Origin of the sequence: Pseudomonas sp. FH4, assembly GCF_000510915.2 — a bacterium.
GTDB lineage: Bacteria > Pseudomonadota > Gammaproteobacteria > Pseudomonadales > Pseudomonadaceae > Aquipseudomonas > Aquipseudomonas brenneri.
The window spans coordinates 321614-334996 of record NZ_AOHN01000002.1; the positions used below are offsets into that span (position 1 = coordinate 321614).

The 13383-nt window shown below is 62.2% G+C and carries 14 protein-coding genes and 1 other RNA gene; 7 read left to right on the plus strand and 8 right to left on the minus strand.

Annotation, left to right across the window (positions count from 1 at the left end; translation table 11 throughout):
• Positions 1 to 18 precede the first annotated feature (18 nt).
• The 4 genes from H097_RS02310 to H097_RS02325 form a co-directional block, all read right to left on the minus strand.
• Positions 19 to 1137 carry an ABC transporter permease gene (locus H097_RS02310; protein ID WP_032856964.1) on the minus strand — a complete coding sequence of 373 codons (1119 nt, stop codon included), beginning with the start codon at positions 1135 to 1137 and terminating at the stop codon, positions 19 to 21.
• Entirely contained in the window at positions 1137 to 3854 is a 2718-nt protein-coding gene (gene rbbA / locus H097_RS02315) for a ribosome-associated ATPase/putative transporter RbbA (protein WP_032856965.1), read from the minus strand. Before rbbA ends, H097_RS02310 begins: the two co-directional genes overlap by 1 nt.
• Positions 3851 to 4816 carry an HlyD family efflux transporter periplasmic adaptor subunit gene (locus H097_RS02320; protein ID WP_032856966.1) on the minus strand — a complete coding sequence of 322 codons (966 nt, stop codon included), beginning with the start codon at positions 4814 to 4816 and terminating at the stop codon, positions 3851 to 3853. The genes rbbA and H097_RS02320 overlap by 4 nt, the downstream gene beginning before the upstream one ends.
• An 86-nt stretch (positions 4817 to 4902) precedes the next feature.
• Positions 4903 to 5352: an EVE domain-containing protein gene (locus tag H097_RS02325; protein ID WP_032856967.1), complete on the minus strand. Its 450-nt coding sequence runs from the start codon at positions 5350 to 5352 to the stop codon at positions 4903 to 4905.
• Between the two features lie 196 nt (positions 5353 to 5548).
• On the opposite strand from H097_RS02325, the gene H097_RS28375 reads away from it, so the two are divergent.
• Entirely contained in the window at positions 5549 to 5701 is a 153-nt protein-coding gene (locus H097_RS28375; protein WP_090292371.1) for a hypothetical protein, read from the plus strand.
• Positions 5702 to 5703: 2 nt separating this feature from the next.
• On the opposite strand, the gene H097_RS02330 is transcribed toward H097_RS28375, so the two are convergent.
• The 4 genes from H097_RS02330 to H097_RS02340 all read right to left on the minus strand — a co-directional run bounded on the left by H097_RS02330 (position 5704) and on the right by H097_RS02340 (position 7128).
• Positions 5704 to 6339: a 5-formyltetrahydrofolate cyclo-ligase gene (locus H097_RS02330; RefSeq protein ID WP_032856968.1), complete on the minus strand. Its 636-nt coding sequence runs from the start codon at positions 6337 to 6339 to the stop codon at positions 5704 to 5706.
• Between the two features lie 56 nt (positions 6340 to 6395).
• Positions 6396 to 6574, minus strand: a non-coding RNA gene (gene ssrS / locus H097_RS27440) — 6S RNA.
• Between the two features lie 30 nt (positions 6575 to 6604).
• On the minus strand, positions 6605 to 6922 hold the full coding sequence (locus H097_RS02335) for a cell division protein ZapA (protein WP_032856969.1): 318 nt from the start codon (positions 6920 to 6922) through the stop codon (positions 6605 to 6607).
• Complete coding sequence (locus tag H097_RS02340; protein WP_007982902.1) at positions 6919 to 7128, minus strand: TIGR02449 family protein; 210 nt, start codon at positions 7126 to 7128, stop codon at positions 6919 to 6921. The genes H097_RS02335 and H097_RS02340 overlap by 4 nt, the downstream gene beginning before the upstream one ends.
• A 137-nt stretch (positions 7129 to 7265) precedes the next feature.
• Between H097_RS02340 and H097_RS02345 the strand changes: the two genes are divergently transcribed.
• From H097_RS02345 to H097_RS02370, 6 genes are all read left to right on the plus strand, one after another.
• Complete coding sequence (locus H097_RS02345; protein ID WP_032856970.1) at positions 7266 to 7823, plus strand: YecA family protein; 558 nt, start codon at positions 7266 to 7268, stop codon at positions 7821 to 7823.
• Positions 7824 to 7843: 20 nt separating this feature from the next.
• Complete coding sequence (pepP, locus tag H097_RS02350; protein ID WP_032856971.1) at positions 7844 to 9166, plus strand: Xaa-Pro aminopeptidase; 1323 nt, start codon at positions 7844 to 7846, stop codon at positions 9164 to 9166.
• Positions 9163 to 10350 (plus strand): 2-octaprenyl-6-methoxyphenyl hydroxylase, encoded by a 1188-nt coding sequence (gene ubiH / locus H097_RS02355; protein ID WP_032856972.1) that lies wholly within the window; start codon positions 9163 to 9165, stop codon positions 10348 to 10350. The genes pepP and ubiH overlap by 4 nt, the downstream gene beginning before the upstream one ends.
• Positions 10343 to 10828: a DUF4442 domain-containing protein gene (locus H097_RS02360; RefSeq protein WP_032856973.1), complete on the plus strand. Its 486-nt coding sequence runs from the start codon at positions 10343 to 10345 to the stop codon at positions 10826 to 10828. Before ubiH ends, H097_RS02360 begins: the two co-directional genes overlap by 8 nt.
• A gap of 9 nt (positions 10829 to 10837) precedes the next feature.
• Positions 10838 to 12055, plus strand: a complete 1218-nt coding sequence (locus H097_RS02365) for a 2-octaprenyl-3-methyl-6-methoxy-1,4-benzoquinol hydroxylase (protein WP_191982816.1) — start codon at positions 10838 to 10840, stop codon at positions 12053 to 12055.
• A gap of 126 nt (positions 12056 to 12181) precedes the next feature.
• Complete coding sequence (locus H097_RS02370; RefSeq protein ID WP_032856975.1) at positions 12182 to 13186, plus strand: extracellular solute-binding protein; 1005 nt, start codon at positions 12182 to 12184, stop codon at positions 13184 to 13186.
• Positions 13187 to 13383: the final 197 nt, after the last annotated feature.

Here is a 13383-nt window from a genome sequence, read left to right on the forward strand (position 1 = left end):
TAGTTTTGAAGGTTTTATTCAAGAAGCCAAACTCTTCCTAAACCGCGCCAACGCCACCGCAAAAAACAACAACCCAATCCCCGCCAGCGCCAGCAAATCCGGCCACACCACGTTCACTCCCGCATCGCGGAACAGAATCGCCGCACTCAAGCTCACAAAATGCGTCGACGGCGAGCCCTGCATCACCCACTGCAACCATTGCGGCATGCTGTCCAGCGGTGTGCTGCCGCCTGACAGCAACAGCATCGGAATGATCACCGGAATCGCCAGCAGCCCGAACTGCGGCGTCGAGCGGGCGAGGGTGGCGAGGAAGATGCCCAGGGCGGTGCTGGCAAACAGGTACAACGCCGTCACCAGCAGGAACAGGCTCAACGAACCGGCCAGCGGCACGCCGAGCATGCCCTTGACCACCACTTCCAGCGACAGCCACGTACACAGCACCACCACCAGCATGTTGCTCCAGATTTTTGCCAGCATGATTTCCAGCGCGGTCAGCGGCAGCACCAGCAAATGATCGAGGGTGCCGTGCTCGCGCTCGCGCAGCAGTGCGGTGCCGGTCAGGACGATGGCAAGGATGGTGATGTTGTTGACGATCTGGATCACCGCCAGGAACCAGCCACCCTCCAGGTTGGTGTTGAACAGTGCCCGGGTGGTCAGTGTCGCCGGCGCCCGGCTGGCGACGTCGGCCTGGCCGCTGTAGGTCAGCAGTTCGCGCTGGAATATCCGCCCGATATACCCCGCGCCCATAAAGGCCTGGCTCATCGCCGTGGCATCCACGTTGACCTGCACGCTCGGTTGGCGTCCGGCCAGCAGGTCGGCCTGGAAGTTGGCCGGCACATTGATCACGAAGGTGTACTGGCCGCTGTCCATGACCTTGTCCAATTGGTCGTAGGCCAGTGGTGCGGCGGGCTGGAATTGCGGTGGTTGCAGGGCTTGCGCCAGTTGGCGGGACAGTTGGCCATGGTCTTCATCGACAAACGCGACGCTGGCGTTGTGCACGCCAATCACCGAGCCGGCCGCGGGCATATAGATAGCCACGGTGAAGGCGTAGAACAGAAACAGCAGCAATACGCTGTCGTGGCGCAGGCTGGTGAGTTCTTTGATCCCCAGACGCAGGATATGCGCAAGCTTATGCATCAGGCCTCCTGCTTCTTGAGCATGACCAGGCTAAGCCCGGTGAACCCCAGGAAAAACCCGAACAGCGCCAGGCACTGTGGCCATAGCTGGCGCAGGTCCAGGGCTTTGGTGAAGGTGCCAACGGCGACGTCGAGGAAGTAACCAGCGGGAAACAGCATACCCATCAGTGCGGCCGCACCTTCCAGGGATGAGCGTGGCACGATCAGCCCGGAGAACTGGATGGTCGGCAGGCTGGTGATGATCATGGTGCCGAGGATCGCGGCGATCTGGGTGCGGGTGAACGCGGAAATCAGCAGGCCCATGCTGGTGGTGGCCAGCACATACAACAGGCCGCCAAACGCCAGGGTCACGCCGCTGCCCTTGAACGGCACGCCGAATAGCCAGCGGTTCATTGCCACCAGCAACGCCAGGTTGATCAGGCTGACGGCCAGGTAGGGCGCCTGTTTGCCGAGGAGGAATTCCAGGCGGGTCAGCGGCGTGGCGTAGAAGTTGGTGATCGAGCCCAGTTCTTTTTCACGCACGATGCCCAGGGCGGTGAGCATCGCCGGGATAAACGCCAGGATCAGCGCCATCACGCCCGGGCCGATGGCATTTACGCTGACCACGTCCTGGTTGTAGCGAAAGCGGGTTTCCAGTTTGGCGGCAGCGGGTTGGGACAGCGGTGTGCTGTTGAGTTCGGCCAATTGCTGGAGATTGGCCTGGTGTACCGCTTCTACATAGTTGCGGCTGGTCTCGGCGCGAAACGGCATGCCGCCATCGAGCCAGGCGGCCACCGCGGGTTGGCGTCCGGCATACAGGTCGCGGCCAAAGCCGGGAGGAATCTCCAGGGCCAGTTTGATTTCCGAGCGTTGCAGGCGGCGGTGCAGTTCGGCCGAGTTGGTGATCGGTGGCTGTTCGGCGAAGTAGCGCGAACTGCGGAAGGCTTCCAGATAGGCACGGCTTTGCGGGGTCTGGTCCTGGTCATACACGGCGAAGGCGAGCTTTTCCACATCCAGGGAAATGCCGTAACCGAAGATCACCATCATGAAGATCGCGCCGAGCAGGGCAAAGGCCATGCGGACCTTGTCGCGCAGCAACTCCTTGCCTTCGCGGCTGGCTACGGCCAGCAAGCGGGCCAGGCTGAAGCCGCGTTTACTGATGGGTGGCGCACTGGCGGCGCTCACGGTTTCGTTCGGCGTGGCGGTTTCGGGGGCGCCCTGAGCCTGTTCCAGGCAGGTGACGAAGGCCGCTTCCAGTGTGTCGCCGTGGAACTGTTGTTGCAGGGCGTCTGGGGTGTCGCAGGCCAGCACCTTGCCGGCATGCATCAACGAAATACGGTCGCAGCGCTGGGCTTCGTTCATAAAGTGGGTGGACAGGAAAATGGTCACCCCTTGCTCGCGGGACAACTCCACCAGCAAGCGCCAGAAATCATCCCGCGCGGCGGGGTCGACGCCGGAGGTGGGTTCGTCGAGGATCAGCACTTCCGGCCGATGCAGCACCGCTACGGCCAGGGACAGGCGCTGGCGCAACCCCAGCGGCAACTCGCCGGACGGCTGGTCGGCGATATGGCTCAGGTCAAAGCGCTGGATCAGCTCATCGATACGCGGGCCACTGTCGGCCTTGGGCAAGTCGAACAACTGGGCATGCAGCACCAGGTTCTGGCGCACGCTGAGTTCGCCGTACAACGAGAAACTCTGGGACATGAACCCCACGCGCTTGCGGGTCGCCAGGTCCTTGGCATTCACCGGGTTGCCCAACAGCATGGCGCTGCCCTCGCTGGCCGGCATCAGCCCGGTAAGGACTTTCATGGTGGTGGTCTTGCCGCAGCCGTTGGAGCCCAGGAAGCCGAAAATCTCGCCACGCCCGATGGCGAAGCTGACTTTGTTCACCGCTATGAAGTCGCCAAAGCGCAGGGTCAGGTCGTGGGCTTCGATGGCGATGTCGCTGTTGCCGTTTTCCCGGGGAGGGATCACCAGTGGCTGGTTGTCGTGGGCGCTGTCGCCCTGGAAGTGGGTGAAGGCGTCATCCAGTTTGCCGCTGGGCGTGATGGCGGCCAGTTCATGGCTCAGGCCATCGGCGATCAGTTTGCCACGGTCGAGCATCAGGCAATGTTCGAACTGTTCGGCTTCCTCCATGTAGGCCGTGGCCACCAGTAGTGTCAGTTGCGGGCGCTCGCTGCGTACGCTTTCCACCAGTTCCCAGAAGCGTCGACGTGACAATGGGTCGACGCCGGTGGTGGGTTCATCGAGGATCAACAGGTCCGGATCGTGGATCAGCGCGCAGCACAGCCCCAGTTTTTGCTTCATCCCGCCCGACAGCTTACCCGCCGGGCGGTCGGCGAAGCGTGCCAGGTCGGTGGCCAGCAGCAGGTTGTGCATGCGCTGGTCGCAATCGGCCTTCGACAGCCCAAACAGGGTGGCGAAGAAACGGATGTTCTCGCGGATGGACAGCTCGGGGTACAGGTTGCCGCCCAGGCCCTGGGGCATAAAGGCGATCAACGGGTACAGGCTGTTGCGGTGGCGGCGGTCTTCGATGGAGCCGCCGAGTACCTGCAAATCACCGGCCTGCAGCTTTTTGACCCCGGCGATCAAGCCCAGCAGGCTCGACTTGCCCGCGCCATCCGGGCCGATCAGCCCGCAGCGCGTGCCGGCCGGCAAGCTGAAGGCAATGTCGATCAGTGCCTGTTGCTTGCCGTAGCGGTGGTTGATGCCGGTGGCGTGCAGCGCCAGGCCGTTCATTGCAGGTTGGCCGGCCAGTCCAGGTCGGCGGTGCGCACGTAGCCGGCGCCGGGCATGCCGGGCTTGGCTTGGGGCACGGCGCTGGGTTGAGTCAGGCGCAGCTTGACGCGGAACACCAGTTTCTGGCGCTCATCGCGGGTTTCCACTTCTTTGGGTGTGAACTGGGATTTGGCCGCGACAAAGCTGATTTTTGCCGGCAGTGGCTGATCCGGCAGGGCATCGAGCACGATCCGCGCTTCGCTGCCCACGGTCAGGCGCCCGGTGACGGAGGCGGGCAGATAGAGGTTCATGTACTGGTCATTCGGATCAATCAGCAGCAGCACCCGCCCGCCGGCACCGAGCACTTCGCCAGGTTCGGCCAGGCGCAACTGGATGATGCCGTCGATGGGCGCGCGCAGGCTGCTGTCTTCGATTTCACTGGTCAGTTGTGCCACCTGGGCCTGGGCAGCACCGATGGCGGCCTTGACCGCATTGACCTGGGCCTGGGCGGCGATCACAGCGGCATTGCCGGTGTTCTGGTGCGCCTGCTGCTGGTCGATCAACTGCGCGCTGGCGAAGCCGCGTCGGTACAGCTCCTGGGTGCGCTTGAGCTCCTGGCTGGCCAGCAGGTTTTCGCTCTGGCGCAGTTGCACGTTGGCTTCGGCGGCGGCGAAGTTTTCCTTGGCGCGCAACACTTCGGCCTCGGCCTGGGCGCGCTGGGCTTCCAGGGTGCGGGTGTCGATACGCGCCAGCAACTGGCCCTTTAGCACTTTGTCGCCTTCATCGACCCGTACTTCGGCCAGGCGGCCGGGGATCTTGGTGGCGATCTGCACTTCGGTGGACTCCAGCCGGCCGTTGCCCATGCTCAAGCCTTCCGGCAGGCGGTCGAGGGTGGACTTCCAGTAGCCGAAGCCACCGGCGGCTACCAACAACAGAATCAGGAGAAAGGCGAAAAAATGCGAACTGCGATGGGGCGTCGACATGGGTGCATCCTGCGGTGTTAGCGTCCTAGTTTGCCGGGATCGTAACCGATAGCCGTTGATACCGGTCAAATGAATCCCTTTAGGCGCTAGCGCAGGGTCATGATTGCCGCCCACTGCTCGGCTGTCACCGGCATCACCGACAAGCGACTGCCTTTTTGCACCAGTGGCAGTTCAGCCAGGGCGGTCTGCTGTTTGAGGTAGCCGAGCCCGAGGACTTTGGGGAAGGTTTCGACGTGGGCAACGGTGATCGCACTCCACGGATTTTTTTCCGGGGTGGCCTTGGCGTCGAAGTAATGACTGTCAGGTTCCAGCGCTGTCGGGTCTGGGTAAGCCGCTTCGACGATTTTCCCTACGCCGGCAATCCCCGGCTCCGGGCAACTGGAGTGGTAGAAGAAGAACGCATCACCCACGGCCATGGCCCGCAGGAAGTTGCGCGCCTGGTAATTGCGCACGCCATCCCAGCGCGCTTCGCCGAGGTTTTCCAGGCCCTTGATGGACAGCTCATCGGGCTCGGATTTCATCAGCCAATAGGCCATGGTTTTTGCTCCTTTGCAGGGGATTGGGCAGGTTGTGCGTCACTTTCATGACAAACCGACGGTCGGTTGACGTCAAGGTTTGCGTGTTGGTTCACGTTAACGCAGAATGCCGGGATTTTAAGCTTGACGCAGCTGGAACGGACTACTTTGGAACGTTGCTGTCATCGTGTGTGATATGCCTGAAGGGGGGCAATCGATGAAACGCAAACCGGATTTACTATGGATTTTGGTTATTTTGTTCGGTCTGGGCGTCGTGACCACCGGGTATGCACAGAGCTTGTGGTCGAACAAGACCGAAGCCCCCGTTGAACTTGCACAACAGCAGCAGCCACAATTGTTCAAGCGCTGACTCTATTTTGGCGCCGTTGATTCCAGCGGCGTCCCCTCTGCGACATACCACGTCCTATCGGTAACGGTGCCTTCCAGCGGCACATCCCAGCTTGCCTGCGCCAGTCGTTCGACTTTTTGGCATTCATGGGCCAGGCCCAACAGGGTTGGCTTGCGCCAGTGACTGCGGCGCGAAAGATAGGCCAGGCTGCGGTCATAAAAACCGCCACCCATACCCAGTCGCCCACCGGCATCGTCGAAGCCCACCAACGGTAACAACACCAGGTCCAGTGCCCAGACTTTGCGCTGTTGTCCGAGGTTGGCCCGTGGCTCAAGAATGCCGAAGCGATTGGCTTTGAGTTTTTCCCCGCGCCGCACGCGCTGGAACACCATCTTGGTCCGCGGCCAGGCGCTGAGCACCGGCAGGTAAGTGGCCTTGCCTCGGCGCTGGGCCGCGCGCAGCAGCAAGCGCGGATCGATTTCACCATCCATCGGCAGGTACAGGGAAATATGTTTGGCCCGGCGAAACAGCGGGTGCTGTGCCAGTTGCCGATACAGGCCAAGGGCGGCCTGGCGCTGCTCGCTCGGCGTCAGGGCACGGCGGGCCTTGCGTAACATGCGTCGAAGTTGCGGACGGGAAAGCGGCGCAGGTTCGGTCATGGTGGTCGGCTCATACAACAATGCCAGTCCGGGGACTGGCATTGAGTTTGGGAATCAGGCTCCCCGACAGAACCGCTGTCGACTTAGCCCTTGAACCCGAAAGTTCAAGGTGGAAGATGCAGTAGGCTTTAAGGCTTTCCGTCTAGCGGACATGCACACCAGCCCAACGTGCAACTTCCAGGGTAGTGCGAATCGGCTCAGGGACATCGCCGACTGGCAAGCACGCCAGGGAGTGAAGCGAGTATACCCCAAACAGCCGCTGCAATCAGCCCTTGGGTTGCTCTTGATCGTTGGAAAGAGCCAGGTCAACGCGCTCCAGCAGGTCGCGCACTTGCTCGCGTGTCGAGCCGTTGGCCTGTACGTCAGGGCGTTCCTGCTTGTGCAGCAGATCGTGGGTAATGTTCAGCGCGGCCATCACGGCGATACGGTCGGCGCCGATGACTTTGCCGCTACTGCGGATCTCACGCATCTTGCCATCCAGGTAGCGGGCGGCGCTCACCAGGTTGCTGCGCTCTTCCTGGGGGCAGATGATTGAATATTCTTTGTCGAGAATCTGCACGGTGACGCTATTGCTTGAACTCATGAGTCTTGCTCCAGGGCCTTCAGGCGCGAAATCATCGATTCGACCTTACGCCGGGCGATTTCGTTTTTTTCAATGAGGTGAGCGCGTTCCTCGCGCCAGGTCTTTTCCTGAGCTAATAGGAGTCCGTTTTGACTCTTTAGTTGCTCGACCCGGGTAATTAGCAATTCGAGTCTGGCCATCAGCGCTTGCAAGTCGGTGTCTTCCATGGGGTTCCACTGGATTTGTCTGATGAATGGCAACTGCAGGATAAACGATCTGACGCCCTTGATAGTCGGGTGCGTCTGCCGGTGCTAGGATACAGCGCTTCATTCTAGACATCGCGCCGCCTGGCGCCTAGCTCATCATGCCTATTCAGAACTCCCCGTACGACGCTTTTTCCAAACTGCTGAGCTCCAGCGGTCATCCTTGCTCGCCTGCCGAACTGCACGGCGTGCTGCTGGGCCGCAGTTGCACCGGTGTTGGCTTTGACGCCGACAACTGGCTGGCTGACGTTGCCGAGCTGTTGGAAACCGAGCCGTTGGACAACGTGCGCAATGCCTTGATCGGCCTACAAGAGATGGTCAAGGGCGAACTGACCGGTGATGACGTCACTGTGGTCCTGCTGCTGCCAAGCGATGACGCCCCGCTCGCCGAACGCGCCGCCGCACTGGGCCAATGGTGCCAGGGCTTCCTCCATGGTTTTGGCGTAAATGCCGGTGGCCTGGAGTTGAGCAGCGACGCCAAGGAAGTGTTGCAGGATTTGGCAGCCATCTCCCAGGTGCAAGATGCCCTGGAAGAATCCGAAGACGGCGAAGGTGACTACATGGAAGTCATGGAATACCTGCGCGTCGCGCCGCTGCTGCTGTTCACCGAGACCAAAAAGTCCGCTGAGCCCGCAGCGCCCAAGCCGTCGCTGCACTAAGAGAGGGAACCCATCTGCCCATGATCCATATCCCCAAAGCGGAATACACCCGCCGCCGCAAGGCGCTCATGGCGCAGATGGAACCCAACAGCATCGCGATCCTGCCGGCCGCCGCCGTGGCGATCCGCAACCGTGATGTCGAGCATGTCTACCGCCAGGACAGCGACTTCCAGTACCTGAGCGGCTTCCCCGAACCGGAAGCGGTGATTGTGTTGATGCCGGGCCGCGCCCATGGCGAATACGTGCTGTTCTGCCGCGAACGCAATGCCGAGCGCGAATTGTGGGACGGCCTGCGCGCCGGTACCGAAGGCGCGATTCGCGAATACGGCGCCGACGATGCTTTCCCGATTACCGATATCGACGACATCCTGCCCGGCCTGATCGAAGGTCGCGACAGGGTGTACTCGGCCATGGGCAGCAATGCCGAGTTCGACCGGCACCTGATGGAATGGATCAACGTGATCCGCTCCAAGGCGCACCTCGGCGCGCAGCCGCCGAACGAATTCGTTGCCCTGGATCATCTGCTTCACGACATGCGCCTGTATAAATCCGCCGCAGAAGTGAAGGTGATGCGCGAAGCTGCGCGGATTTCCTGCGCTGCCCATATCCGGGCGATGCAGGCCAGCCGCGCCGGGCTGCATGAGTTCAGCCTGGAAGCCGAGCTTGATTACGAGTTCCGCCGGGGCGGGGCGAAGATGCCGGCTTATGGCTCCATCGTCGCGTCGGGGCGCAACAGTTGCATCCTGCACTACCAGCAGAATGACGCGTTGCTCAAGGACGGTGATCTGGTTTTGATCGATGCCGGCTGTGAGATCGACTGCTACGCCAGCGATATCACCCGCACCTGGCCGGTCAATGGCAAGTTTTCCGCCGAGCAGAAAGCGATCTATGAAGTCGTGCTGGCCTCTCAGGAAGCCGCCTTTGCGCAGATCGCACCGAACAAGCACTGGAACCAGGCGCATGAGGCGACAGTGCACGTCATCACCGCCGGGTTGGTGAAGCTGGGCTTGTTGCAGGGTGATGTGGACGAGTTGATCGCCAGCGAAGCCTACAAGGCTTTTTATATGCACCGCGCCGGACACTGGCTGGGCATGGATGTGCATGATGTCGGCGAATACAGGGTCGGCGGCGAGTGGCGAGTGCTGGAAGTGGGCATGGCCCTGACCGTGGAGCCGGGCATCTACATTGCCCCGGACAACCAGAACGTGGCAAAGAAATGGCGTGGCATAGGCGTGCGCATCGAGGATGACGTGGTGGTGACCAAGCAAGGCTGTGAAATTCTGACCGGCGGCGTACCCAAGACCGTGGCCGAGATCGAAGCACTGATGGCGGCCGCCCGATGAGCCGGGTCAACCTGGCCATTATCGGCGGCGGCCTGGTGGGCGCCAGCCTGGCGTTGGCGTTGCAGGCCGGGGCCAAGGCCCGGGGCTGGAAGATCGTGTTGATCGAACCCTTCGCTCCCGGCGACAGCTATCAGCCGAGCTACGACGCCCGCTCTTCGGCGCTGTCGTTTGGTGCGCGGCAGATTTACCAGCGCCTGGGCGTGTGGCAGGACATTTCTCGGCGTGCCGAGCCGATCAAGCAAATCCACGTTTCCGATCGTGGCCGCTTCTCTACCGCCCGCTTGTCGGCGCTGGAAGAAGGCGTGCCGGCCCTGGGCTACGTGGTGGAAAACGCCTGGCTCGGGCAGTGCCTGTGGCAAGGCCTGGACAAGGACGTGATCAGTTGGCGTTGCCCGGCTGAAGTCAGCCGCCTGGAACCGCTGGCCGACGGCTACCGCCTGACCCTCAACGATGAAACCGTCATCGAGTGCGACCTTGCGGTACTGGCCGATGGCGGCCGCTCCGGCTTGCGCGAGCAGTTGGGTATTGGCGTCAAACAGCGTCCCTATAACCAGAGCGCGCTGATCGCCAACATCACCCCTAGCGAAGCGCATAACGGCGAGGCGTTCGAGCGTTTCACCGACGAGGGCCCGATGGCCTTGTTGCCGCTGGCGGACAACCGCTGTGCGCTAGTCTGGACCCGTGTCGGCATGGACGCCCAGCGCTTGGCGCAGTTGGATGAGCGCAGCTTCCTCAGTGAGTTGCAGGGCGTGTTCGGCTACCGCCTGGGCACCTTGAAACAGGTCGGCGCGCGTCATTTGTATCCGCTGACGCTGGTGGAGGCCGAGGAGCAAGTGCGCTCGCACTTGGTGATCCTCGGCAACGCCGCCCACAGCCTGCACCCGATTGCCGGCCAGGGCTTCAACCTGTCGCTGCGCGACGCTTATGCATTGGCCGAGGCGTTGTTGGGCGGGCCGGCAATACCGGGCGACCTGGCGACCTTGCAGGCCTACCGCGAACGCCAGCGCCTGGATCAGCAAATGACCGTGGGTTTCTCCGACCAGGTCACCCGCCTGTTCGGCAGCGGCCAACCACTGGTCGCCATGGGCCGCAACCTGGGCCTGCTGGGCCTGGACCTGTTGCCGCCGGCCAAGCGCTGGTTCGCTCGGCAGGCCATGGGCCTGGGTACGCGCCCCGATGCGTAAGTGGCTGATCGAGCGCCTGGGCAAGGCGCGGTTGTTGCGCTGGTTCTTGAGCCTATACCCGCCGTACCTGGGGGCTGGGGTTCGGGTGCAGCACCTGAGTGCGGATTTTCGTCACGCCAAGGTGCGCATGGGCCTGGGCTGGTACAACCGCAATTATGTCGGGACCCAGTTTGGCGGCAGCCTGTATTCGATGGTCGACCCGTTCTACATGCTGCTGTTGATGGAGAACCTGGGGCGCGACTACATCGTCTGGGATAAGGCCGCCAGCATCGATTTCATCTCGCCGGGCAAAGGCCCGGTGTATGCCGAATTTTCCATCGACGACGCCTTGCTGGATGAAATTCGTCGACAGACCGCAGGTGGCGAGAAGTATTTGCCCCACCTCAAGGTCCTGATTCATGACGGCTCCGGCACCCTGGTGGCGCGCGTCGACAAAACCCTTTACGTGCGGCGCAAGCCGCCAGCGAGACAGGCTTAAAGCATGGACATGCGCGCAGATGTGCTGATTGTCGGGGCCGGAATGGTCGGAAGCGCCCTGGCGCTGGCGTTGCAAGGCAGTGGCCTGCAAGTGCTGCTGCTCGACGGCAGCCCGTTGAGCGTCAAGCCATTCGACGCCGCGGCTCCTTTTGAACCGCGAGTGAGTGCCTTGTCGGCGGCCAGCCATCGCATTCTTGAGCGCCTGGGGGTGTGGGATGGCATTGCCAGCCGCCGCGCCAGCCCGTACGGCGAGATGCAGGTCTGGGATGGCAGCGGCACCGGGCAGATCCACTTTTCGGCGGCCAGCGTGCATGCCGAAGTGTTGGGGCATATCGTCGAAAACCGCGTGGTCCAGGACGCCTTGCTCGACCGCCTGCACGACTGCGACCTGGGCCTGCTGGCCAATGCCCGCCTGGAGCAGATGCGCCGCTCCGGCGACGACTGGCTGCTGACCCTGGCCGATGGCCGCACCCTGCGCGCGCCATTGGTGATCGCCGCGGACGGGGCCAACTCGGCGGTACGCCGCCTGACCGGCACCGCCACCCGCGAATGGGATTACCTGCATCACGCCATTGTCACCAGCGTACGCAGCAGCCAGCCGCACCAGCGCACGGCCTGGCAACGTTTTACCGACCACGGGCCGCTGGCGTTCCTGCCATTGGTGCGCGATGGCCAGGAAGATTGGTGTTCCATCGTCTGGTCAACCACACCGAGCGAGTCCGAACGCCTGATGGCCCTGGACGACGAAACCTTCTGCCGCGAACTGGAACGTGCCTTTGAAGGCCGGTTGGGCACCGTGGTCAGTGCCGACCCACGCCTGTGCGTGCCACTGCGCCAACGTCACGCCAAGCGTTACGTCGCCGAAGGCCTGGCCCTGATTGGCGATGCGGCCCATGTCATCCACCCGTTGGCGGGGCAGGGCGTTAACCTGGGGTTCCTCGACGCGGCGGTGCTGGCCGAGGTGCTGCTGCAGGCGTCCGAGCGCGGTGAGCGCTTGGCCGATGTGAAGGTGCTCAGTCGCTACGAGCGCCGGCGCATGCCCCACAATCTTGCGCTGATGGCGGCAATGGAGGGCTTTGAGCGGTTGTTCCAGGCTGATCAATTGCCGTTGCGCTGGTTGCGCAATGCCGGGTTGAAGATGGTCGACCAGATGCCCGAGGCCAAGGCGCTGTTTGTGCGCCAGGCGCTGGGGTTGACCGGGGATCTACCGGATCTGGCCAAGCCCTGAGGCCAGTTGCCGCACCCCAGAATCCAGTTATGCAACATCTCGTAACGCCTCCACCAAGTGTTCGGTTGAGATGCTAAATGTGAGTCCTTATCATTTGCACTCCTTCGATTACGAGAGACCGCACCCATGTTGGCACCCAAGCGCCTCCTGACTGCCCTGGCACTCACCCTGATTGCCAGCACGACCGCCCAGGCGGCTGACGAAGTAGTGGTCTACTCCTCTCGTATCGACGAGCTGATCAAGCCGGTATTCGACGCTTACACCAAGAAGACCGGCGTCCCGATCAAGTTCATCACCGACAAGGAAGCGCCGCTGATGCAGCGCATCAAGGCCGAAGGCGAGAACGCCACCGCCGACCTGCTGCTGACCGTGGATGCCGGCAACCTCTGGCAAGCCGAGCAGATGGGCATCCTGCAGCCGTTCACCTCCAAGGTGATCGACGCCAACATCCCTGCGCAATATCGTGCTGCAAGCCATGCCTGGACCGGCTTGAGCCTGCGGGCGCGGACCATTGCCTACTCCACTGCCCGCGTGAAGCCGGGTGAGTTGACCACCTACGAAGCCCTTGCCGACAAGCAATGGGAAGGCCGCCTGTGCCTGCGCACGGCGAAAAAGGTCTACAACCAGTCGCTGACCGCCACCCTGATCGAGACCCATGGCGCGGCCAAGACCGAAGAAATCATCAAGGGCTGGGTGAGTAACCTGTCCACTGACGTGTTCTCCGATGACGTTTCCGTGCTGGAAGCGATCAACGCCGGGCAATGTGATGTCGGCATCGTCAATACCTACTACTACGGCCGCCTGCACAAGCAAAAGCCGGACCTGGGCGTCAAACTGTTCTGGCCGAACCAGGGCGACCGTGGCGTGCACGTCAACCTGTCGGGTATTGGCCTGACCAAGCATGCACCGCACCCGGAGGCGGCCAAGGCCCTGGTGGAGTGGATGACCACCCCAGAAGCACAGAAGATCTTTGCTGACGTGAACCAGGAGTTCCCGGCCAACCCGGCGGTACAGCCGTCTGCAGAAGTAGCTGCCTGGGGTAAGTTCGTTGCCGATACCCTGCCGGTGGAAGTCGCGGGCAAGCGCCAGGCCGAAGCGATTCGCCTGATGGATCGCGCGGGCTGGAACTGATACGGGCTTAAAAACACCGCAAATCTAATGTGGGAGCTGGCTTGTGTGGGAGCTGGCTTGCCTGCGATAGCATCACCTCGGTATTTCTGATAAATCGAGGTGTCAGCATCGCGGGCAAGCCCGGCTCCCACAGAAACCAGCTCCCACAATGTTGGACTGCCCCCAAGAAGTTGGACACCAATCCAATTTCTTGGGGT